This is a genomic window from Bacillus sp. T33-2 (assembly GCF_002860205.1).
Taxonomy (GTDB): domain Bacteria; phylum Bacillota; class Bacilli; order Bacillales; family Cytobacillaceae; genus T33-2.
The window spans coordinates 1-21,323 of the sequence record NZ_PGVB01000014.1 but is presented as its reverse complement, the minus strand read 5'-3'; the positions used below and the strand labels follow the sequence as shown (position 1 = coordinate 21,323).

24 protein-coding genes and 2 other annotated features are annotated in these 21,323 nt (G+C 44.6%); all 24 genes read right to left on the bottom strand.

The features are described 5' to 3' along the window. Positions 1-239 precede the first annotated feature (239 nt). The 24 genes from CVD19_RS11760 to CVD19_RS11645 all read right to left on the bottom strand — a co-directional run bounded on the left by CVD19_RS11760 (position 240) and on the right by CVD19_RS11645 (position 20,932). On the bottom strand, positions 240-842 hold the full coding sequence (locus tag CVD19_RS11760; RefSeq protein ID WP_101582064.1) for a class I SAM-dependent methyltransferase: 603 nt from the start codon (positions 840-842) through the stop codon (positions 240-242). Between the two features lie 158 nt (positions 843-1,000). Then, positions 1,001-1,363 (bottom strand): 50S ribosomal protein L7/L12, encoded by a 363-nt coding sequence (rplL, locus tag CVD19_RS11755; RefSeq protein WP_101582063.1) that lies wholly within the window; start codon positions 1,361-1,363, stop codon positions 1,001-1,003. Between the two features lie 57 nt (positions 1,364-1,420). Then, positions 1,421-1,921, bottom strand: a complete 501-nt coding sequence (gene rplJ / locus CVD19_RS11750) for a 50S ribosomal protein L10 (protein ID WP_101582062.1) — start codon at positions 1,919-1,921, stop codon at positions 1,421-1,423. Positions 1,922-1,954: 33 nt separating this feature from the next. After that, positions 1,955-2,094: a sequence feature (ribosomal protein L10 leader region), on the bottom strand. A gap of 49 nt (positions 2,095-2,143) precedes the next feature. Next, the gene (rplA, locus tag CVD19_RS11745; protein WP_101582061.1) at positions 2,144-2,842 is read right to left on the bottom strand and encodes a 50S ribosomal protein L1; all 699 of its coding nucleotides are present in this window, start codon (positions 2,840-2,842) and stop codon (positions 2,144-2,146) included. 196 nt (positions 2,843-3,038) lie between these two features. Next, positions 3,039-3,464 carry a 50S ribosomal protein L11 gene (gene rplK / locus CVD19_RS11740; protein WP_142383523.1) on the bottom strand — a complete coding sequence of 142 codons (426 nt, stop codon included), beginning with the start codon at positions 3,462-3,464 and terminating at the stop codon, positions 3,039-3,041. Positions 3,465-3,635: 171 nt separating this feature from the next. Then, complete coding sequence (nusG, locus tag CVD19_RS11735; protein WP_101582060.1) at positions 3,636-4,169, bottom strand: transcription termination/antitermination protein NusG; 534 nt, start codon at positions 4,167-4,169, stop codon at positions 3,636-3,638. A 162-nt stretch (positions 4,170-4,331) separates the two neighbouring features. Beyond that, on the bottom strand, positions 4,332-4,514 hold the full coding sequence (gene secE, locus CVD19_RS11730; protein ID WP_101582059.1) for a preprotein translocase subunit SecE: 183 nt from the start codon (positions 4,512-4,514) through the stop codon (positions 4,332-4,334). 48 nt (positions 4,515-4,562) lie between these two features. Then, positions 4,563-4,712 (bottom strand): 50S ribosomal protein L33, encoded by a 150-nt coding sequence (rpmG, locus tag CVD19_RS11725; protein WP_101582058.1) that lies wholly within the window; start codon positions 4,710-4,712, stop codon positions 4,563-4,565. 187 nt (positions 4,713-4,899) lie between these two features. Continuing rightward, on the bottom strand, positions 4,900-5,526 hold the full coding sequence (gene sigH / locus CVD19_RS11720; RefSeq protein WP_180953602.1) for an RNA polymerase sporulation sigma factor SigH: 627 nt from the start codon (positions 5,524-5,526) through the stop codon (positions 4,900-4,902). Positions 5,527-5,620: 94 nt separating this feature from the next. After that, positions 5,621-6,130: an NYN domain-containing protein gene (locus CVD19_RS11715; RefSeq protein WP_101582056.1), complete on the bottom strand. Its 510-nt coding sequence runs from the start codon at positions 6,128-6,130 to the stop codon at positions 5,621-5,623. Positions 6,131-6,132: 2 nt separating this feature from the next. Continuing rightward, entirely contained in the window at positions 6,133-6,876 is a 744-nt protein-coding gene (rlmB, locus tag CVD19_RS11710) for a 23S rRNA (guanosine(2251)-2'-O)-methyltransferase RlmB (RefSeq protein ID WP_101582055.1), read from the bottom strand. Next, positions 6,873-7,289: a Mini-ribonuclease 3 gene (locus tag CVD19_RS11705; protein WP_101582054.1), complete on the bottom strand. Its 417-nt coding sequence runs from the start codon at positions 7,287-7,289 to the stop codon at positions 6,873-6,875. Before CVD19_RS11705 ends, rlmB begins: the two co-directional genes overlap by 4 nt. Positions 7,290-7,293: 4 nt before the next feature. After that, positions 7,294-8,691, bottom strand: coding sequence for a cysteine--tRNA ligase (gene cysS / locus CVD19_RS11700; RefSeq protein ID WP_101582053.1), 1,398 nt, complete (start codon positions 8,689-8,691; stop codon positions 7,294-7,296). Continuing rightward, positions 8,672-9,340 carry a serine O-acetyltransferase gene (gene cysE, locus CVD19_RS11695; RefSeq protein ID WP_101582052.1) on the bottom strand — a complete coding sequence of 223 codons (669 nt, stop codon included), beginning with the start codon at positions 9,338-9,340 and terminating at the stop codon, positions 8,672-8,674. The genes cysS and cysE overlap by 20 nt, the downstream gene beginning before the upstream one ends. Positions 9,341-9,417: 77 nt before the next feature. Beyond that, positions 9,418-9,650: a binding site (T-box leader), on the bottom strand. A gap of 65 nt (positions 9,651-9,715) precedes the next feature. Beyond that, positions 9,716-11,170 carry a glutamate--tRNA ligase gene (gene gltX / locus CVD19_RS11690; protein ID WP_101582051.1) on the bottom strand — a complete coding sequence of 485 codons (1,455 nt, stop codon included), beginning with the start codon at positions 11,168-11,170 and terminating at the stop codon, positions 9,716-9,718. 72 nt (positions 11,171-11,242) lie between these two features. Then, a complete protein-coding gene (gene ispF / locus CVD19_RS11685) occupies positions 11,243-11,731 on the bottom strand; it encodes a 2-C-methyl-D-erythritol 2,4-cyclodiphosphate synthase (RefSeq protein ID WP_101582050.1) in 489 nt (162 codons plus the stop codon). Positions 11,732-11,757: 26 nt separating this feature from the next. Beyond that, on the bottom strand, positions 11,758-12,444 hold the full coding sequence (gene ispD / locus CVD19_RS11680) for a 2-C-methyl-D-erythritol 4-phosphate cytidylyltransferase (RefSeq protein WP_101582049.1): 687 nt from the start codon (positions 12,442-12,444) through the stop codon (positions 11,758-11,760). A gap of 19 nt (positions 12,445-12,463) precedes the next feature. Further along, on the bottom strand, positions 12,464-13,546 hold the full coding sequence (locus CVD19_RS11675) for a PIN/TRAM domain-containing protein (protein WP_101582048.1): 1,083 nt from the start codon (positions 13,544-13,546) through the stop codon (positions 12,464-12,466). Positions 13,547-13,754: 208 nt separating this feature from the next. Then, the gene (disA, locus tag CVD19_RS11670) at positions 13,755-14,813 is read right to left on the bottom strand and encodes a DNA integrity scanning diadenylate cyclase DisA (RefSeq protein ID WP_374702886.1); all 1,059 of its coding nucleotides are present in this window, start codon (positions 14,811-14,813) and stop codon (positions 13,755-13,757) included. Between the two features lie 18 nt (positions 14,814-14,831). Continuing rightward, the gene (radA, locus tag CVD19_RS11665) at positions 14,832-16,214 is read right to left on the bottom strand and encodes a DNA repair protein RadA (RefSeq protein WP_101582046.1); all 1,383 of its coding nucleotides are present in this window, start codon (positions 16,212-16,214) and stop codon (positions 14,832-14,834) included. Between the two features lie 204 nt (positions 16,215-16,418). Next, a complete protein-coding gene (gene clpC, locus CVD19_RS11660) occupies positions 16,419-18,857 on the bottom strand; it encodes an ATP-dependent protease ATP-binding subunit ClpC (RefSeq protein WP_101582045.1) in 2,439 nt (812 codons plus the stop codon). Positions 18,858-18,876: 19 nt separating this feature from the next. After that, positions 18,877-19,944 (bottom strand): protein arginine kinase, encoded by a 1,068-nt coding sequence (locus CVD19_RS11655; protein ID WP_101582044.1) that lies wholly within the window; start codon positions 19,942-19,944, stop codon positions 18,877-18,879. Positions 19,945-19,946: 2 nt separating this feature from the next. Continuing rightward, on the bottom strand, positions 19,947-20,495 hold the full coding sequence (locus CVD19_RS11650) for a UvrB/UvrC motif-containing protein (RefSeq protein WP_101582043.1): 549 nt from the start codon (positions 20,493-20,495) through the stop codon (positions 19,947-19,949). A 26-nt stretch (positions 20,496-20,521) separates the two neighbouring features. Beyond that, on the bottom strand, positions 20,522-20,932 hold the full coding sequence (locus tag CVD19_RS11645) for a CtsR family transcriptional regulator (RefSeq protein WP_374702885.1): 411 nt from the start codon (positions 20,930-20,932) through the stop codon (positions 20,522-20,524). Positions 20,933-21,323 lie beyond the last annotated feature (391 nt).

Sequence of the window (21,323 nt, the reverse complement as noted above, 5' to 3'; positions counted from 1 at the left end):
TTCACCCCTCAAATCAAGCGTTATTATAGCATCTATCCATGTCCCATTAATGGCAAGGCCATTTCATAAGACAAAAAGAAAAAGGTTTTTCTTCAAAAAACCAGATTTCCTCCGACTAACTATTATTTTGTTAGTTTTTCCACAATAAACCAAAATTATACATCTTTCGATGATTTTAGCAAATTGGCAGAAAATATTATTTTGGCATTTTATAATATTAACATAGCAGTTTTGCCACGTCAACTTTTTTTCGCTTTAATGATGAAATAACCTTTTTTCTTTTCGACAACATCGACTTGGCCAAACAAGCCATTGAGTTTGTCAATTGCAGAAGGAGCACCTTGTTTTTTTTGAATGACAACCCACAGTTCTCCCCCTGGCAGTAAATGATGCGAACTTTGTTCAAATATTTCATGCACCACTTTTTTCCCCGCCCTGATCGGGGGATTTGTGACGATTGCCATGAATTCCTTTTCGCTCACTCCGGTAAGGCGGTCACTCTCATAGACATGGACATTTTGTATATTATTGAGTTGTGCATTTTCTTTCGCCAGGCTAAGTGCACGTTCATTTACATCGACCATGTGCACAAATGTGTCTGGATACGCTTTTGCAATTGAAAGCCCAATCGGGCCATATCCGCAGCCCACATCCAAAATGCGGCCGTGGTTTTCAGGCAATTCAAATGTATCAATCAATAACCGGGAGCCAAAGTCCACTTCTTTTTTTGAGAACACTCCGCTGTCTGTTTTAAAACGAAACTTATTGCCGCGAAGCGTAAAATCCCAATAAACAGGGTCACTTGCCGTTTCCGGACTTCGGGAATAATAATGTTCGCTCATGACATTTCACCTCTGCACACGTTAAAAACAACAAAAGCCTTCGTCCGGTAATTATAAGCAAATGCTTATCGAAATGCAAAAAAGATAAACCGGAAAGGCCGGCTGCATTCACCGGGTAAAAAAAAGCCCGCTTTAACAGCGAGCTTTTTTCAGGTTTATTACTTAACTTCTACGTTAGCTCCAACTTCTTCAAGCTTAGCTTTAAGTTCTTCAGCTTCTTCTTTAGAGATGCCTTCTTTAAGAGCTTTTGGAGTGTTGTCAACAAGGTCTTTTGCTTCTTTCAGGCCAAGACCAGTGATTTCACGGACAACCTTGATAACTTTGATCTTCTGGTCGCCAGGGCTTGCCAATACTACATCGAATTCAGTCTTCTCAGCAGCAGCTTCACCAGCGCCGCCTCCTACCATTGCTACAGGAGCAGCAGCAGTTACGCCGAACTCTTCTTCAATTGCTTTTACTAGATCGTTAAGTTCTAAAACAGTCATATTTTTAACTGCTTCAATGATTTGTTCTTTAGTCATGATTAAATATCCTCCTCGAATTTTTTGATTTATTAATAGTTAACCGATAAGTCTAGCTTACGCACCTTGTTCTTCTTTTTGGTCTGCAACAGCTTTTGCAGCAAGAGCAAGATTGCGGATTGGAGCTTGAAGTACGCTGAGCAACATGGAAAGCAAGCCTTCGCGAGACGGCAGGTCTGCAAGTGCCTTGATTTCTTCAACAGTTGCAACGTTTCCTTCGATCACACCAGCCTTGATTTCAAGAGCTTCGTGTGTTTTTGCGAAATCATTAAGGATTTTCGCAGGTGCAACTACGTCTTCATTACTGAATGCAATTGCGTTTGGTCCTGTTAATGCTTCATTTAGACCAGCAAGCTCAGCCACTTCAGCGGCACGGCGAGTCATCGTGTTTTTGTAAACTTTGAAGTCGATGCCAGCATCACGAAGCTGTTTGCGAAGTTCAGTTACTTCAGCAACATTCAATCCGCGGTAGTCAACAACGATTGTAGATTTACTTGCTTTCAGTTTGTCAGCAATTTCGTCTACGATTAATTTCTTTTGTTCGATAGCGCTGCTCATCCTTACACCTCCTGTAGTTTTTCTGCATTTATACCGGCCAAATAAAAAGCCTCCATGCCGGACAGACATGGAGGCTGTATACAATAGTTACACAATTAAAATCTATCGTATGACCTCGGCAGGAAATTAAGCCTTCAGGCACCTGCTGTCTGCGGTACAAATGTTATTCTATTTTTCACAACAGAATACATTATATTAAATGTATTCTAAGTTGTCAATACCTTATTTCGCAGATACTGTTGCTGGATCTACTTTCACGCCAGGGCCCATTGTAGTGGATACTGTAACGTTCTTCATGTAGGTTCCTTTAGCAGCAGACGGCTTCACTTTTAGCATTGTTTCAAAGATAGTAGTGAAGTTTTCAATCAGCTTCTGATCTTCGAAAGATACTTTTCCGATCGGCACATGGATGTTACCCGCTTTATCAACACGGTATTCCACTTTACCTGCTTTAATTTCATTTACTGCCCGTGTAACATCGAAAGTTACTGTTCCTGTCTTAGGGTTTGGCATTAAGCCTTTAGGACCTAATACACGTCCAAGCTTACCAACTTCACCCATCATGTCAGGGGTAGCAACGATTACATCAAATTCAAACCAGCCTTGCTGGATTTTGTTGATGTATTCTGCATCTCCTACATAATCAGCTCCGGCAGCTTCTGCTTCCTTCACTTTTTCACCTTTTGCGAATACAAGTACACGCTGAGTTTTACCAGTTCCGTTTGGCAGGACAACTGCTCCGCGGATTTGCTGGTCAGCTTTCTTAGGGTCTACACCCAAACGAAATGCTGCTTCAACAGTTGCGTCAAATTTAACTGTGCTTGTTTTTTTAGCAAGCTCAATTGCTTCTGCCACATCATAAGCTTTTGTACGGTCAACAAGCTTAGCGGCTTCTAAAAACTTCTTGCTTTTTTTTGCCATTTCAATTTCCTCCTTGATTGTGGTTTTAACGGAATAACCTCCCACGACGACAAGCGTGGCACCAGCAGGCACCGATGCTAGTCATACGACAAGCGCCTGGAACGTGCCAGACACTTATGTTGGACAGAATAAAGGTTGCGAGTGAATCGTGTTCAGCGTCGCAACCCCTCATCATCCCTTGCCTAAAACATGGAAATTAGTCTTCGATGACGATTCCCATGCTGCGTGCAGTACCTTCGACCATGCGCATAGCCGCATCAACGCTTGCAGCGTTCAGGTCAGGCATTTTTTGTTCAGCAATCTCGCGTACTTTATCGCGCTTGACTGTTGCCACTTTATTACGGTTTGGTTCACCAGAACCAGACTGAATTCCAGCTGCTACTTTCAGAAGAACGGCAGCAGGAGGAGTTTTCGTAATAAATGTAAATGAACGGTCTTCAAAAACCGTAATCTCAACAGGAATGATCAAACCAGCCTGGTCAGCTGTACGAGCGTTGAACTCCTTACAGAATCCCATGATGTTTACACCTGCTTGACCCAATGCAGGACCAACTGGTGGCGCCGGATTAGCTTTACCTGCAGGAATTTGCAATTTTACAACCTTAATTACTTTTTTAGCCACGAGACACACCTCCTTAAAGTCCGTGATGTGGTAATAGGGTTTTACCCTCCCACTCAAATCTTTCTTTATATAAAGAATAAAGAACTTGACATAAGTCAGTCTCGGGTTGCCGAGACATACTGACCTATGAAATATTACCACTTTTCCAAGTTGATTTCAAGTTATTTCAAATTATAATTTTTTGATCTGTGAAAACTCGAGCTCAACCGGGGTATCGCGCCCAAACATATTGACAAGCACTTTTAGCTTGCCTTTGTCCTTATCAATCTCCTCAACTGAACCTGTAAAGTTAGTAAACGGCCCTTCGGACACCTGCACGGTCTCCCCGATCTCGTAGTCCACATCAATCCGTTTCTCTTCTACTCCCATACGCTTAAGTATTGTCGCTACTTCCTCAGGAAGCAGCGGAGTTGGTTTCGATCCGGAACCAGCAGAGCCAACAAAGCCGGTTACACCGGGTGTATTGCGGACCACGTACCAGGAATCATCTGTCATGACCAATTCTACTAATACATAACCGGGGAACGTTTTGCGTTTGACTACTTTCTTCTTCCCGTTCTTGAAATCTGTTTCTTCGTCTTCCGGTACGATGACGCGGAAGATTTTATCCTGCATTCCCATAGACTCTACACGTTTCTCCAGATTGGTTTTCACCTTGTTTTCGTAGCCGGAGTACGTATGAACTACATACCAATTCTTTTCCATCGCTTAGGACTAAACTGTCCTTCCCTCCCTGCGTTTAAAGCTTCATTTGCTATCATTTTGTCATTTAACAATGATTGTAAATTTCCAAAATAAAAAACCCGTTGCCGGGCTTTACAAACATTTTCCTGCTATATTCTCCATTATACCATGAGACAGCAGGAGTTATTCAAGAATAAGGCGAACCAATTCAGAAATACCGAGATCCAGTACCGCAAAGAACAGTGCAGCAAATACAACGGTAGACAGAACGGTTATTGTATATCTTGTCAGCTCACGGCGCTTCGGCCAGCTGACTTTCCTCATTTCACGGCCAACTTCTCGGAAAAAATTAAAGATGCGTTGCATTATTTGACCTCCACTTATGGATATGCACTTGAATCTATCAATTAACAGTTACTTCGTTTCTCGGTGGACTGTATGAGCATTGCATTTATCACAGAATTTCTGCAATTGCAGCCGTTCTGTTTGAGACTGTTTATTACTCATCGTAGTGTAATTGCGGGACCCGCATTCCACACAAGCAAGAATAACCTTTTTTCTCATTATGACACCTGCCAACTGGAAAGCGAAAGCGCCTGTAAACCCTGGATTAACCGTGATCCAGGCAGATGGCCGGCGCTATAGCTAGCCTGTCTTTTTACGTCCTTAAAAATGTAACACGGCTGGTAGTACATGTCAATAAGCGGCAGCTAGAATAAAAGACGGGTTTATGGCAGTTTTACGTAAAATACTAGACTGACAGTTCCCTTACTTCAAGGTACTTTTCGAGTTTGCGTTTGACCCGCTGCAGGGCGTTGTCAATTGATTTCACATGGCGGTTCAGTTCTTCGGAAATTTCCTGGTAAGATTGACCATCCAGATACAGGGCAAGGACCTTTTTCTCCAGGTCGCTTAACAATTCCGACATTTTATCTTCTATCTGGTCAAACTCTTCCTGGTTGATGATCAATTCTTCGGGATCCATTACTTTTGCTCCGGACAATACATCCATGAGGGTTCTGTCAGATTCTTCGTCATAGATAGGCTTGTCCAGTGATACATACGAGTTCAGCGGGATATGCTTTTGCCTTGTGGCCGTTTTTATCGCGGTGATAATCTGCCTCGTGATACAGAGCTCTGCAAATGCCTTGAACGAGGTAAGCTTGTCCTCTTTAAAATCCCTGATTGCTTTATAAAGTCCAATCATGCCTTCCTGGATGATATCTTCTTTGTCAGCACCGATTAAAAAGTATGATCTGGCCTTCGCACGGACAAAATTCCGGTACTTATGGATCAAAAAATCCAGCGCTTCACTTTCTCCGCTGTGAACCGCTTCTACAATCACTTCATCCTCTAGTTCGGCATATCTCATGTTCATCTTTGCCCTGAAGTCTGTATTCACTTAGATCCCCCCGCCCGAACATCCATAGATAGAAATATTATACAGCACGGGTTTTTTTAGCGTCAACCACTCACTTTTCCCCGCGGCGCCATTTTTCGAAAATTTCTGCCACTTCATCGCTGAGTGGTATTTTGGAAACTGGTTTCTTTTCCTGGATTTTTTTTACGCGCTTTCCAATTCGGCTCTCAATCATATTCATCTCAATCAGTAATTCCCTGGCTGACTTTCTTAACGCTCCCTGCCCAAAAATGGCCCATTGTTCAGTAAAATCCGACGTCGCCACATGAATCTGTGTCTTGCGGTTACTCAGTTCGATCGCCAATTTTTCAATCCGTTCATCAGCGGTTTCGTTTTCCCGGGTGAAAATGACTTCCACTTTAAAATTTTTATGTTTTTTTTCAATGCCCTGGACGAAATGGGCATCGAAAACGACGATTACCCGATAACCAGTATAAGCCTGGTATTCAGCCATTTTTTCAACGAGAAGATCCCTGGCGGCGGAAAATTCCTTATTCTTGAGATTGCTCAGTTCCGGCCATGCCCCGATAATGTTGTAACCATCCACAAGCAGGATATCCATATTTATGCCTCTGGAGGACGGCGTTTTCGATAAACTTCATACATTAAAAGGGCGGCTGCGACCGAGGCATTCAAGGACGTGACCCGGCCCGCCATTGGGAGCCGCAGCAGAAAATCACATTTTTCCCTGATCAGCCTTCCCATTCCTTTGCCCTCACTGCCAATGACAAGGCCAAGAGGAAGGGTCCCATCCATCGTCCGGTAATCCTGGTTGCCAGCTGCATCTGTTCCGGCTATCCAGATCCCCCGCTCTTTCAGTTCATCAATTGTTCGTGCCATATTAGTGACCCTGGCAACGGGTATATACTCAATCGCCCCTGTTGAAGCCTTTGCGACGGTGGCTGTCAGCCCGACGGCCCTTCTTTTCGGGATGATGATCCCATGTGCGCCGGATGCATCTGCAGTCCTCATGATCGACCCTAAATTATGCGGATCCTCAATTTCGTCAAGCAGCAAAAAGAATGGAGGTTCACCTCTTTTTTCCGCTGCTGCAAATAAATCATCCACCTCCGCATATTCATAGGCTGCCACCTGGGCAATCACTCCCTGATGGCTGCCTTCACTGAGCTGGTCCAGTTTTTTCTTTGGGACAAATTGCACAATCACATTTGCTTCTTTCGCCAGTTCGGTTATCTTCTGCATCTGGCCCCGTTGCGACCCTTCAGCAATTAATATTTTATTAATGTCGCGGCCCGATTTCAGGACTTCAATGACCGGATTTTTTCCAATGATATATTCCTCGCTCATGATGCTCCTCCTTTCTTGTCCTCGACTATCGAGAAAGCAGCCGCTATCAGCTGCTGAAGCCTGTCCTGCTTGCCGCCAAGATACAAATACCCAATCAATGCTTCAAATGCTGTACTATAGCGGTAGGTTTGTACATCAGTATTTTTAGGCACGGTGCCCGACTTGGCGTTTCGCCCTCGCCTGACTACCGCTTCCTCGACTTCGGTCAACCCATCCATCAGCTTATGCAAGATGTGCGCCTGCGCTTTGGCAGAAACGTATGCCGTGGCCTCCTTATGCAGCTTATTCGGCTTTACCTTTCCGCTTTGAAGGAGATGGTGCCTTACGTAAACTTCAAACACGGCATCCCCCATGTAGGCAAGAGCAAGGCTGTTCAATTGCTTTTCATCCACTTTTTCCTCGTAATGAAGCATTAAGTCAGCCTCTTTTCCATCTTGTGCCCTGAGGTGTGTCTTCCAGGATGATGTTCATTTCCTTCAGCTGGTCCCTGATGTCGTCGGACAACTTAAAATTCCGGTCCTTGCGTGCCTGGTTCCGCTGTTCGATCAAGGACTCAATTTCTTCATCTAGCAGTTGTTCATCTTCGAGCTTCAGCCCTAAAACAGAAAAATGCTCTTCGAAGAGATGGATGAATGACTCTATCACATGGACTGAAGTGTTTTTCTCCATTAAGTACAAGTTGGCAAGCTTCGACAGCTCAAATATAACAGAGACGCCATTGGCCGTGTTGAAGTCATCATTCATTTCAGTGATGAATTGGGACCTGAGGGCATCGATTTTATCCAGCCAAACCGCATTGTCATCTGTTAAATTAGTGCTTGCTTCGATGCGATGCTTCAGATTCTGGTAGGAAGTTTTCAGCCTGTCAAACGCCGCTTTCGTATTTTCCAACAGCTCTTCGCTGTAATTGATCGGATTGCGATAATGGACGGACAGCATGAAAAATCGTAACACCTGTGGATCGTGCTTCTTTATGATGTCATGGACAAGGACAAAATTCCCAAGTGATTTTGACATTTTTTCATTATCAATATTAATATAACCATTATGCATCCAATACCGGGCAAAGGTTTTTCCCGTGAGTGCTTCGGATTGGGCAATCTCGTTTTCGTGGTGCGGAAATGTCAGATCCTGTCCGCCAGCGTGGATGTCAATCGTATCTCCAAGGTACTGCCTCGCCATCGCAGAGCACTCAATATGCCAGCCCGGACGTCCCTTGCCCCACGGGCTGTCCCAGTAAATTTCCCCTTCCTTGGCCGCTTTCCACAATGCGAAATCAAGCGCATCCTGTTTCTTTTCACCCACCTGTATGCGGGCACCAACCCTCAGTTCATCAATTGATTGATGTGAGAGCTTTCCATATCCGTCAAATTCCCTCGTCCGGAAATACACATCTCCCCCGGACTCGTATGCGAATCCTTTTTCAATCAAGGCTCCGATGAACGAAATAATGATATCCATCGTCTCAGTGACACGGGGATGGACGTCGGCCCGATTGCAGCCAAGGGCGGAAACATCTTCAAAATAAGCATTAATAAACCTTTCGGCAATCGCCGGAACATCCTCACCCAGTTGATTCGCTGCCTTTATCAGCTTATCATCGACATCTGTAAAATTAGAAATAAAGCGTACATCATAGCCCCTGTACTCGAGATAACGCCGGACTGTATCAAATACGATGGCCGGCCTTGCGTTTCCGATGTGGATATAGTTATATACAGTCGGGCCGCATACATACATTTTGACTTTACCTTCTTCAAGCGGGATAAATTCTTCCTTTTTCCTGGTGAGTGTATTATATATTTGTATTGGCATGGGTGCTGCTCCTTTCGTTTCTAGCCTCTTCAAGCTCTCTTTTAAGCCTTTGTATTTCGACTTCGATGTCTCTGCAACGGTCGGATATCGGGTCCGGAAGATCGGTGTGGTTTAAATCCTTTCGCAGCCTTACCCCATCCTGGATCACCACTCTGCCGGGAACCCCCACTACGGTCGAGTTCGGCGGCACATCCTTCAGGACTACTGAGCCGGCACCAATTTTTGAGTTCTCCCCGATCGTAATCGATCCAAGTACCTTCGCACCGGTCGAAATCAATACATTGTCTTTCACCGTAGGGTGGCGCTTGCCTTTTTCTTTGCCAGTTCCGCCAAGAGTCACTCCCTGGAACACGGTGACATTATCACCTATTTCACATGTTTCCCCGATAACGACGCCCATTCCATGGTCAATGAAAAAACGGCGGCCAATTTTAGCGCCAGGGTGGATTTCAATCCCTGTAAAAAAGCGGCTGGCCTGGGAAATGACTCTGGCTACAAAGTAATATTTACGTTTGAATAACCAGTGGGCCATTCTATGGGCCCAAATCGCGTGTAATCCGGAATATGTCAGCACTACTTCTAAATAAGTTCTTGCCGCAGGATCCTGATCAAAGACAACTTCTACATCTTCTTTCAGTTTTTTAAACATATCTGTTCCTCCATTAGTAAGGATAGAAATTTTTTTAAACAATTTTGGATACAAAAAAAGCGTCTCTGTCCTTGAATGACAGAGACGCTTAATGCGCGGTTCCACTCTGTTTGGGCCTGTCGCTAAGCGTTCCGGCCCCAACTTTTCCTGTTAACGGGAGGTCCCGCCCTGAACTAATTGAGACTTTTTTCCTTTCATTCAGGGGCTCTGAGGCGCATTTCAAAAAATGAGAGGCCTGAACCACTTTCAGCCGATGATGGTTCTCTCTAAAAAGCATCACTTTCCTACTTTTCCTCTTCAACACTTTCTGTTATCGAATTACTCTTAATATATTATATTTTTGCCAATCTGTTAACCAAAAAATATCCAAAAAATTTAACTCAAGACATTTTTTAATCGGTTGTTTACTTTTTCTCTTCCAAGAAGCTCGATGGCAAGCATAAGATCGGGACCGTGCGACTGTCCTGTGGCGGCGACACGGACAGGCATGAATAGTTTTTTTCCTTTATGGCCGGTTTTTTTCTGGACCGACTTCAAAGCGCCTTTTATTGCGTCTGCAGTAAATTCTGGGAGCTCATCGATTTCCTCAAGAAAAGCCTGCAGTACTTCAGGCACCTGCTCTTCTTCAAGAACGGCTTTCGCTTCCTCATCATAGTGCACTTCATCACGGAAAAATATACTTGATAGCTCGACTATTTCAGCTCCGTAGCTCAGTTGGTCATGATACAGTGATATAAGGCTGCGCACCCAGCGGTCCTCCTCTTCAGTCCTGTTTTCACTCACACGGCCTGCTTTAATGAGGTGTGGCAAAGCAAGTGCCACAACCTTATCAAGCTCTGCTTTTTTCATATACTGGTTGTTCATCCAGGCAAGCTTTTGCTGGTCGAACAGGGCAGGCGATTTGGACAGCCGGGCCGGATCAAATATTTTAATAAATTCCTCTTTGGAAAAAATCTCATCTTCACCGGATGGTGACCACCCAAGAAGCCCAATAAAATTGAACAGCGCTTCCGGAAGATAACCTAGCACTTCATACTGTTCTATAAACTGAATGATTGATTCATCGCGCTTGCTCAATTTTTTCCGGCTTTCATTCACAATCAATGTCATATGGCCGAATATGGGCGGTTCCCAACCAAACGCTTCATAAATCAGAAGCTGTTTGGGAGTGTTGGAAATATGGTCATCCCCGCGCAAAACATGGGAAATTTTCATAAGATGGTCGTCTAAAACTACTGCATAGTTATAGGTCGGGGTCCCGTCTTTTTTGACAATGACAAAATCACCCATTCCTTCGGATTCAAACGATACATGGCCTTTTACCATGTCATCAAATGCGAGCACCTTTCCTGCTTCAACTTTAAATCTGATGCTCGGCTGCCGGCCCTCATTTTCAAGCTTCTCCCTCTGTGCATCAGTTAAATGCCGGCATCTGCCGGAATAATGAGGTGTTTCGTTACGTGCGATCTGTGCTTCCCGTTCTGCTTCCAGCTCTTCTTCGGTACAATAGCATTTATAGGCAAGGCCTTTATTAAGAAGTTCCTCATTATATTTTTCATAAATAGAACCGCGCTCGGACTGCCGGTATGGTCCGTATTCCCCGCCTACATCGACACTTTCATCCCAGTCTATTCCCAGCCATTTTAAGTAATTAAGCTGGCTCTGTTCCCCGCCTTCAATATTCCTTTTTTTATCTGTGTCTTCTATCCTTATAATAAACTTGCCATCCTGATTGCGTGCAAATAAATAGTTAAAAAGCGCGGTGCGCGCATTGCCGATATGTAAATGCCCTGTCGGACTCGGGGCATAACGTACACGAATTTCTGACATTTGGTATCCTCCTTCTTATCTCTGCTTCACCGCCAGTAATTGTATCATTCAGAAGCGGCTGAATAAAGCCGGTCAGTAGCTGCCGTTTGAATTTTTTAATAAAATTACAGCCTGGGCTGCAATCCCTTCACCCCGCCCTGTAAAACCAAGTTTCTCTGTTGTCGTTGCTTTTACATTCACTTGTGCCGTTGTCGCTTCCAAAAGAGTGGCGATGTTTTCTCTTATTGGGTCAATATATGGAGCCATTTTGGGCTTTTGAGCGATGATGGTGCAGTCAACATTGACCAGTTCATAGCCTTTTTCTTTTACTATAGCCCATACATGCTCCAACAGCTTGCCGGAATCAGCATCCTTAAATTTGGGGTCAGTGTCAGGGAAATGCTTGCCAATATCCCCTTCAGCAACCGCGCCAAGGCAGGCATCCGCAATTGTATGTAAAAGAACATCCGCATCTGAATGCCCCAACAGGCCTTTTTCATAGGGAATTTTGATTCCGCCGATAATTAATGGCCGTCCTTCTGTTAGTTGATGTACATCAAACCCCTGTCCAATCCGAAACATCTCAATTGCTCCTTTAATCGTTCTCGCTATAAACTCTGCTGCTTGCGGATAATCGCTTCAGCAAAATATAAATCTTCAGGCGTAGTTAATTTAATATTATCATAATCGCCCTTGATAATAATTACTTTGTGGCCAAGGCGTTCGGCAAGGCTTGCATCATCCGTGCCGATAAAGCTGTCCTGGACTGCCTGTTTATGCGAATCCAGGAGGACAGAAACGCGAAAAGCTTGTGGGGTCTGCACTGCCCACAAGCTGGAACGCTCAACTGTCTCAATTACATGAAGGCTGTCTGCCTTCTTGATCGTGTCTTTTACCGGAACCGCGACAATCGCTGCCCCCTCCAGTTCTGCTGCCTTTACAAGCTGATGGATGATTTGTCTTTTAATAAACGGCCTGGCCGCATCATGGACAAGGACAATGCCATCAGATCGCACTGCTTTCAAACCATTGTAAACACTGTCCTGGCGTTCCCTGCCCCCCGGAACGAGCGCAGTCACTTTAACAATCTGATAAAAATCAAGCAGGCGAACGAATTGCTCGCGATCATCAGGGTGTATTACAAGGACGATTCCTTCGCATTCATCGTCTTCTTCAAACACTTTCAGTGTATGGATAAACACCGGTACATCATTTAATGTCAGGAAGAGTTTGTTTTTCCCTGCACCCATTCGTTTACCCTGGCCGGCAGCAGGGATAATGACTTGATAGGCCATCATATTACTCCCATCTATTCTATAAAGCTTTTTCCAGTAACTTTGGTTTAGCAAAAATCATTCTTCCCGCCGAGGTCTGAAGAACGCTAGTTACGAGGACATCGATTCGTTTGCCGATGTAATCCCGTCCCTCTTCGACGACGATCATTGTGCCGTCATCAAGATACGCAACACCCTGGTTGTGTTCCTTTCCGTCCTTAATGACTTGAATATTTAGTTCCTCACCTGGCAGCACGACTGGCTTGACTGCATTTGCAAGATCATTGATATTCAACACTGCCACATTTTGCAGTTCACAAACCTTGTTCAAATTGAAATCATTGGTCACAACTACCCCACCAGTGATTTTTGCAAGTTTTACAAGCTTGCTGTCCACTTCCTGGATTTCTTCAAAATCGCCTTCGTAAATTTCCACTTTGATGGCAAGTTCTTTTTGGATGCGGTTCAAGATATCCAGACCCCGGCGTCCGCGGTTTCTTTTCAGCACATCCGATGAATCGGCGATATGCTGCAGTTCTTCCAGGACAAACTGGGGAATCACAATCGTCCCTTGCAGAAACCCGGTCTGGCAAATATCAGCAATCCTTCCGTCGATAATTACACTCGTATCCAGGATTTTCAGCGCTCCAGCGGCTTCCTTTTCTACTTCTTCCTCGCCGCTTTTTTTCTTGCGGGTGGAAAAAAGATGAAGCAGTTCGTCGCGCTTTTTGAAGCCCACCTGAAAGCCAAGATACCCCAACAAAAGGGTAAGCAAGGTTGGAGCGACTGTATTCACCACAGGCACTTGAATCGCATTAAGAGGAAATGCCATAAGAAAGGCGATGAACAAGCCTAAAATGAGGCCGACGCTGCCAAAAATCAAGTCTGTGATCGGGGCTTTAATCAAAGACTCCTCCGCCCACCTGACAAATCCCGTCACGTAGTCTACCGCCCAGAAAGTAATAAGATAAAATATAAGTGCACCCAGAACAGCTGATGAATATGGATTATTGATTAGAGGAATATCCTCCAGATTAAGCATTAATAATAAATCAGGAATTAAGAATATACCAAGCGTTCCTCCGATGATGAGAAAGCAGGCTTGTATGATACGTCTTAACATCCCTTCACCTCCTTCTACTCATTATAAACAATTTCCAAAAATTGAAACGTTCCCGATGTGAGATTTTTTTATCTAAAGAGGCTATACAAAGACGAACTATTAATGTAATATTTATGCCGTCTTTCAGCAGGCAGTTATTTTTGCTCTTCTTAAAAGTAGCATCGGGAAATAACCATGTCAAATAATTGCCGGCGCATTTTTCTTCCAGTTAAATCGAACGTTCTGACAATAGCTGGGCCCGAATACCCTTTAAACCTTCTTTGATTTTTCTTGCCCTGACCTCGCCGATTCCTTCCACCTCATCAAGAGCTTCAACAGACGCAGACAGGATTTCCGGGAGTTTTTGAAATTTTTTTATGAGGTTTTCAATGATAATCAGCGGAAGTCTGGGGATTTTGTTGAGCATCCTGTATCCTCTTGGACAAATAAATTCATCAAGATGGACATAACCCTGGCACCCAAGCATTTTTAAAATCAACGAATCTTCGATTACGCTGACCTTCGAAAGCTCCTGGAATCTAGAAAGGATATCCTCTGCTTTTGCCTCTGCATCCTGCCCATAATCTTTGATCACGAGCAGGGCTTCTTTTTCAAGATCCACCAACAGTTCCAGCATTTGAAGACGGACAAGCCTCCCTTCCATCCCCAGTTCACTTAGATAGGCCAGCAGTTCATTCTTTATCCTCCAGACCATTTCAAACCGGTGAATGACCTGAAGCAAATCATTGTATGTCACCAATTCCTCAAATTCCATGATGCCCAAATTGGCAATGCTTTGTTCGAGTACAGACCTGTATTTATCCAGCGTCTGCACCGCCTGGTTGGCTTTTGCCAAAATGACGGCGATATCCTTTAAGACATAGCGGGTATTTCCCAAATAGATTGTAATCACATTTCTTCGCTGGGATATGGCGACCACCAGCGTTTTTGTTTGCCGTGCCACTCTTTCGGCCGTCCGGTGCCTCATTCCAGTTTCGGAAGATGGAACCCCGGGGTCAGGGGCCAGCTGGGCATTGGCAATCAGGATTTTGCTGCCTGTTTCGTTAAGAACAATGGCCCCGTCCATTTTTGCAAGTTCATATAAAGCACTTGGGCTAAACCTGCAATTAATCTCAAAACCTCCGTCCACCAGGGCTTTGACCTTGTCATTATAACCAATTACGATAAGGCCGCCGGTGTTGGCACGCAATACATTATCAATACCTTCCCTGATGGGCGTACCTGGAGCAATGAATTCAAGGATCTCAGTTATGGATTTTTCCTCCATTACTCTGTTTTCCACAGCTTACCCCCCTAATGCCTCCTTTAATGCCTGGCTGACAGACGATACTCCGATTAACTGGATTCCTTTAGGACAACTCCATCCACCCAGGTTATTTGCCGGCAGAATGACCCTTTCAAAGCCGAGCTTTGCAGCTTCCTGAACCCGCTGTTCAATTCTTGATACTCGCCTGACTTCACCGGTGAGCCCAACCTCACCGATAATGCAATCCGACGGACGAGTAGGTTTGTCCCGAAAGCTTGAAGCAATGCTAACTGCGATCGCCAAATCAATTGCGGGCTCGTCTAATTTTACCCCGCCGGCAACCTTCAAATAAGCATCCTGATTCTGAAGCAGCATTCCTACCCTTTTTTCCAGTACAGCCATTAACAACGAAACCCGGTTATGGTCGATTCCCGTTGCCATTCGTCTCGGATTGCCAAAGCTTGTTGGAGATATTAACGCCTGTATCTCCACTAATACCGGCCGGGTGCCTTCCATAGAAGCAACAACGGTCGAACCGGACGCTCCCTGGGATCTTTCCTCTAGAAAGATTTCCGAAGGGTTCGCCACTTCTTCCAGACCGGCTTCCTTCATCTCGAATATGCCCATCTCGTTTGTAGACCCAAATCTATTTTTCACTGCGCGCAATATACGGTAAGTATGGTGGCGCTCCCCTTCAAAATATAAAACTGTGTCGACCATATGCTCCAAAAGCCTTGGGCCGGCTATCGATCCTTCTTTTGTCACATGTCCGACAATGAAAATCGCGACACTCTTCGTTTTGGCAATTCTCATGAGTTCCGCCGTGCATTCCCTTACCTGTGATACGCTGCCTGGCGCCGAAGTTACATCTGGATGAAAAATGGTCTGGATAGAATCGACGATGACGAATTCCGGCTTGGTGTTCTCAATCGTCCGGTTAATTTCTTCTAAATTTGTTTCAGAATAAACAAGTAAATGATCGGAAGACACGCCGAGCCGGTCAGCACGAAGCTTTGTCTGCCTCATGGATTCCTCCCCGGATATATAAAGGACGGAATGACCGCTTTTAGCAAGCTGAAATGATACCTGCAGCAGTAAAGTTGATTTTCCAATCCCCGGGTCTCCACCGATCAAAACAAGCGACCCTCTTACAACACCGCCTCCGAGCACCCTGTTCAACTCATTGATTTCTGTCTTTATCCGTGGTTCACTAATTGTCTCTATTGAGGTAATGGGAGTGGCTTTTGCCAATATTCCACCACTGGTTCCTGTATGTGCAAATGCGCCCTTTCTTGGTGAACCGCTGCTCTCAATTTCTTCCACCATTGTATTCCACTGGCCGCACCCTGGGCACTTCCCCATCCACTTGGCCGATTCGTACCCGCATTCGTTGCACATGAATTTCGTTTTTCTCTTTGCCATATTGTCTTTCCCCTCACTCGCCTAAACCCTGTTTTTTTATTCGGCAAGGTATATTAATAAATTCAGCTTAACTGTTTGATTTCCCTTTATTTTTGTTTAATTTTAAAGACCTGTATCGTGTTCAGAATATAACACTTTCTGACGGTTCAAGCAAAAAAAGGTACACGTAAAACTACGTATACCTCCTTGTTATTTCAATTTCGCTTATGGTTTAACTGTGCCCTCGGGCGATTTTACTACAAATTCATCATTCTCAACATCGATTATAACATGCTGTCCCGTTAGAACAGTGCCTTTCAGTAATTCCTCTGAAAGATGGTCTTCTATATGTTTTTGGATCGCCCTGCGGAGCGGACGGGCCCCGTATTCTGGATCGTATCCTTCATCAGAAATTTTTTCCTTTGCCGCTTCTGTCAGTTCAAGTGAAATATCCTGTTCTTTTAGGCGTTTCACTAATTGGTCAGACATGAGAGTGACAATTTCTTTCAAATGCTGTCTTTCCAGGGCGTGGAATACGATGATTTCATCAATACGGTTGAGGAATTCAGGACGGAAGGCCTTTTTCAATTCTTCCATCACTTTCCCTTTCATATCTTTATAATCCTGTGCGCCATCCTGGATGTTAAAGCCCACATAATTATTTCGTTTTAATGCTTCAGCACCGACGTTGGATGTCATGATCAAAATTGTGTTCCGGAAATCCACTGTCCGGCCCTTTGAGTCAGTCAGCCTTCCATCCTCCAATACTTGAAGCAAAATATTGAAGACATCAGGATGGGCTTTTTCAATTTCATCCAGCAATATGACCGAATAAGGTTTCCTGCGGACTTTTTCAGTCAACTGTCCGCCTTCATCATAGCCGACGTATCCTGGCGGTGAACCCACCAAACGTGATGTAGAATGCTTCTCCATATATTCGGACATATCGACCCTGATCATTGCGTCTTCATCGCCGAACATTGCTTCAGCAAGTGCCCTTGCAAGCTCGGTTTTACCTACACCAGTCGGCCCGAGGAAAATAAAGGAACCAATCGGGCGTTTTGGATCTTTTAATCCAGCCCTTGCCCTTCTTACCGCTTTTGATACAGCCACAACAGCCTCTTCCTGGCCGATAACGCGGGAATGGAGAATTTCTTCAAGCTTCAACAGTTTATCGGTTTCTGTCTGGGCAAGCTTGGAGACCGGAATTCCCGTCCAGCTTGCCACCACATTTGCGATATCTTCCACGGTCACTTCACTGTTTTCTTTGCCCTGTTTTTCCTTCCACGTTTTCTTCGTACCTTCCAGCTGCTCCCGCAAACGCTGTTCGGTATCCCGCAATGAAGCTGCTTTTTCAAATTCCTGGCTCTGAACTGAGGCATCCTTTTCTTTACGGACTTCTTCAAGCTTCATTTCGAGCTCTTTCAGGTTTGGCGGAGTCGTATATGATCTTAGGCGGACCTTTGAGCCAGCTTCGTCAATCAAGTCAATTGCTTTATCGGGCAGGAATCTGTCGGAGATGTAACGGTCTGAAAGTTTCACGGCCGCATCTATCGCTTCATCCGTAATTGATACACGGTGGTGGGCTTCATAGCGGTCTCTCAGACCTTTTAAAATCTGGATTGATTCCTCAGCAGTTGGTTCGTCGACTGTGATTGGCTGGAAACGCCTTTCAAGGGCCGCATCCTTTTCAATATATTTGCGGTACTCATCAAGAGTGGTTGCCCCAATACATTGCAGCTCTCCCCTTGCCAAGGACGGCTTAAGGATATTTGATGCATCAATTGCACCTTCTGCTCCCCCGGCACCAATCAATGTATGCAATTCATCAATGAATAATATGATATTTCCGGCCTGCCGGATTTCATCCATTACTTTTTTCAGGCGGTCCTCAAATTCACCACGGTATTTTGTGCCTGCAACAACCGTCCCCATATCCAGGGTCATCACACGTTTGTCGCGAAGAATCTCAGGTACTTCATTATTCACAATTTGCTGGGCCAGACCCTCTGCGATCGCTGTTTTCCCGACCCCTGGCTCACCAATTAAAACTGGGTTGTTTTTTGTACGTCGGCTTAAAACTTCAATGACTCTCTGAATTTCTTTGCTTCGTCCTATGACGGGATCCAGGCTGCCTTCCCGGGCAATAGATGTCAAATCCCGTGCCAGGCTGTCAAGGGTCGGAGTGTTGGCGTTGTTTGCCCCTCCGCTCTGGTGCCCGGATGTCTCGTTGCTCCCGAGAAGCTGCAGGACTTGCTGGCGCGCTTTATTTAAGCTTACACCTAGATTGTTGAGGACCCTTGCTGCCACTCCCTCACCTTCACGGATAAGGCCGAGCAGGATATGCTCTGTGCCAACATATGAATGGCCAAGCTTTCTCGCCTCGTCCATTGAAAGCTCAATCACTTTTTTTGCCCTCGGCGTATAGTGGATTGTCTGGGACCCCTCCTGTCCCCTGCCAATGAGATTTTCAACTTCTTTTTGTATTTTTTCAGCTCCTAATCCCAAACCGTATAGAGCCTTGGCGGCAATGCCTTCTCCCTCGCGGACAAGGCCCAGCAGAATATGTTCTGTGCCAATATTGTTGTGCCCTAGTCGAATGGCTTCTTCTTGTGCCAGTGCCAGAACTTTTTGTGCTCTCTCTGTAAAGCGTCCAAACATCATTTCCTTATCCTCCTAACATTTATTGTGTTTCCATCATAAATCGCTCTCTGATTAAGGCCGCCCGGCGGATATCCCGTTCATTTACTCTGAGAGGCCCGCCTGCATACTGCTGTAAAAACCCGGGCTGCGTTAAAATCAACAATTCATTTAAAATTGTTCTGGAAATATTTTTGATATACCCCATATCTATGCCAAGCCTGACATCTGACAAGCAGTTGGCCGCTTCCTTCGTTTCAATGATCCGGCTGTTTGTAAGGATCCCATAGGACCGGAACACTCTGTCTTCTAATTGTATGTTTGAAGTTTTTGCTAATGCTTCCCTGGCTGAGCGCTCCCTGGAAATGAGCTGGCTCACAACGCTTTTTAAATCTTCGACTATATCTTCTTCTGACTTCCCAAGTGTTGTCTGGTTTGATATCTGAAAGATATTGCCGAGAGCTTCGCTGCCCTCGCCGTATATTCCCCTTACCACCAGGCCGAGCTGGTTAATCGCCGGGATTATCCTGTTCATCTGTTGGGTTAGAACAAGTGCGGGCAAATGCATCATTACCGAGGCCCTTAACCCTGTGCCAGCATTCGTTGGACAGCTGGTAAGGTAACCATATTTTTCGTCAAAAGCATAATTGACATCCTCTTCAAGCCAATCATCGATATGATTTGCCATACTTAAAGCTTCTGTTAATTGAAAACCCGGGAAAAGGCATTGAATCCTGATGTGGTCCTCTTCATTTACCATGATGCTGACTTCTTCATTTTCTGAAAGTAAACAGGCGCCATGTGAAGAATGTTCCGCCAGGTGAGGGCTTATTAAATGTTTTTCAACCAGCACCCTTTTTTGCAGTGGCTGAATCTCATCCATTTTGAGCAGCACCAGCTTCCCAATTTCAGGAACTGTCCCGCTGTTCAACCTGTCTTTCATTGTCCCAATTACAGCTTCAGCTTCCTCATTTGTGTACAAAGTTGGAAATTTAAATTCATTCAGGTTTCTTGCCAATCGGATCCGTGAACTTAATACGATGTCAGAATCAGGGCCCTCTTCACTCATCCAGGAACTGAAAGCTTGGTTCGTAAACCGCTCTAGAGACAAGCTTAATCCCTCCCCTCATCAACGTCTGTCATTTTCTTTTCTAATTGCCGGATCTGGTCTCGTGTTTCCGCTGCCTTTTCAAACTCTTCGTTTGCTATTAAATCTTTTAATGTTTGCTTCAATAATTCGATATCTTTGCGAAGTTGTAGGCTTCCGCCAATTCTTTTAGGGATTTTCCCCTCGTGCGTCGAATTTCCCCCATGAAGCCTGCGGATAACTGGTTCCAGTTCTTCTTTAAATGTTTCATAGCATGAAGAACAACCGAAACGTCCTACTTTAACGAACTGCGGAAATGTCATGGAACAGTGCGGACACTGTAAAACATGCTCGTGGCGAAACGGTCCCTGTGGCTTTTTTTTGAATGAAGGTTCAATATTCAATAAACCTGCCAATAAATTGTTAATGGAAAATCCGGGACCTGTATTCATCATAAACATTTCGCCTTTTTCTTGTGCACACTGTTCACATAAATGAAGCTCTGTTTTTTCTCCGTTAATGAAATTTGTAAAATGCAGTGTTGCCGGCCTTTCATTACATTCCTGGCAAACCATTTTTTCACCTCTCTAGCTCCCTGTTCTTATTTATATTTTAAAGCCATCAACATTGCCTTCAGCATTCTGGCTCGAAGCTCATCCCTTTCAGGAAGATCGACATGGAGTACTGCCCGGTCTAAAACACTTAGCATGATTTTAGCTTCTCTTTGGGTCAGCACTTCCTCTTCAAGCAGACGATAAACCACATCTTCCGCACTGCTTTGCGAAATCCGATGGTTAAACAGGGCTAATAATTGGTCAATTAAATGTGCGTAGTCGTACGATTGCACTTTCATGATGCGGATATAGCCACCGCCGCCACGCTTACTTTCTACCAGATAACCTCTTTCAATTGTAAATCTCGTATTAATCACATAATTAATCTGGGACGGCACGCATTGAAATTTATCGGCAATTTCGCTTCTTTTGATTTCAACGATCTCTTGCTCGCTCATTTCCAATACTTTTTTGAGGTAGTTTTCAATGATATCTGATATATTCCTCACTAAACCTCCCCCCTCTGACTTTGACTATATTTGACATTAATTATACAAAAATATTTTGCTGCTTGCAATTCATGGGATCAGTCCTATTTTCTCCAAATTTATGTATGTCAAAACCCGAACATATGGTAATGATAATAAGTACCCGATATTTTACTCACAAAAACCATATATTGTTCGAGATTTTTTGATGGATACAGGTGATCGTCCTACAATTTCAAACACAACAAAAAGTACGTTTCTATGTGCACAACGGATGCGGGCCGTTTTTTTGATATACAAAAAAACAGCTGACATAAAATCAGCTGTTTTCGTGTGCCCGGCGGCGTCCTACTCTCACAGG

Bases quoted from the DNA above. Each gene is read 5' to 3' on its own strand.
- CVD19_RS11760 (WP_101582064.1), bottom strand. From the start codon at position 842: ATGAGCGAACATTATTATTCCCGAAGTCCGGAAACGGCAAGTGACCCT.
- rplL (WP_101582063.1), bottom strand. From the start codon at position 1,363: ATGACTAAAGAACAAATCATTGAAGCAGTTAAAAATATGACTGTTTTA.
- rplJ (WP_101582062.1), bottom strand. From the start codon at position 1,921: ATGAGCAGCGCTATCGAACAAAAGAAATTAATCGTAGACGAAATTGCT.
- rplA (WP_101582061.1), bottom strand. From the start codon at position 2,842: ATGGCAAAAAAAAGCAAGAAGTTTTTAGAAGCCGCTAAGCTTGTTGAC.
- nusG (WP_101582060.1), bottom strand. From the start codon at position 4,169: ATGGAAAAGAATTGGTATGTAGTTCATACGTACTCCGGCTACGAAAAC.
- secE (WP_101582059.1), bottom strand. From the start codon at position 4,514: ATGCAACGCATCTTTAATTTTTTCCGAGAAGTTGGCCGTGAAATGAGG.
- rpmG (WP_101582058.1), bottom strand. From the start codon at position 4,712: ATGAGAAAAAAGGTTATTCTTGCTTGTGTGGAATGCGGGTCCCGCAAT.
- sigH (WP_180953602.1), bottom strand. From the start codon at position 5,526: ATGAACATGAGATATGCCGAACTAGAGGATGAAGTGATTGTAGAAGCG.
- CVD19_RS11715 (WP_101582056.1), bottom strand. From the start codon at position 6,130: ATGGATATCCTGCTTGTGGATGGTTACAACATTATCGGGGCATGGCCG.
- rlmB (WP_101582055.1), bottom strand. From the start codon at position 6,876: ATGAGCGAGGAATATATCATTGGAAAAAATCCGGTCATTGAAGTCCTG.
- CVD19_RS11705 (WP_101582054.1), bottom strand. From the start codon at position 7,289: ATGCTTCATTACGAGGAAAAAGTGGATGAAAAGCAATTGAACAGCCTT.
- cysS (WP_101582053.1), bottom strand. From the start codon at position 8,691: ATGCCAATACAAATATATAATACACTCACCAGGAAAAAGGAAGAATTT.
- cysE (WP_101582052.1), bottom strand. From the start codon at position 9,340: ATGTTTAAAAAACTGAAAGAAGATGTAGAAGTTGTCTTTGATCAGGAT.
- gltX (WP_101582051.1), bottom strand. From the start codon at position 11,170: ATGTCAGAAATTCGTGTACGTTATGCCCCGAGTCCGACAGGGCATTTA.
- ispF (WP_101582050.1), bottom strand. From the start codon at position 11,731: ATGTTTCGGATTGGACAGGGGTTTGATGTACATCAACTAACAGAAGGA.
- ispD (WP_101582049.1), bottom strand. From the start codon at position 12,444: ATGGCCTATCAAGTCATTATCCCTGCTGCCGGCCAGGGTAAACGAATG.
- CVD19_RS11675 (WP_101582048.1), bottom strand. From the start codon at position 13,546: ATGTTAAGACGTATCATACAAGCCTGCTTTCTCATCATCGGAGGAACG.
- disA (WP_374702886.1), bottom strand. From the start codon at position 14,813: ATGGAGGAAAAATCCATAACTGAGATCCTTGAATTCATTGCTCCAGGT.
- radA (WP_101582046.1), bottom strand. From the start codon at position 16,214: ATGGCAAAGAGAAAAACGAAATTCATGTGCAACGAATGCGGGTACGAA.
- clpC (WP_101582045.1), bottom strand. From the start codon at position 18,857: ATGATGTTTGGACGCTTTACAGAGAGAGCACAAAAAGTTCTGGCACTG.
- CVD19_RS11650 (WP_101582043.1), bottom strand. From the start codon at position 20,495: ATGGTTTGCCAGGAATGTAATGAAAGGCCGGCAACACTGCATTTTACA.
- CVD19_RS11645 (WP_374702885.1), bottom strand. From the start codon at position 20,932: ATGAGCGAGCAAGAGATCGTTGAAATCAAAAGAAGCGAAATTGCCGAT.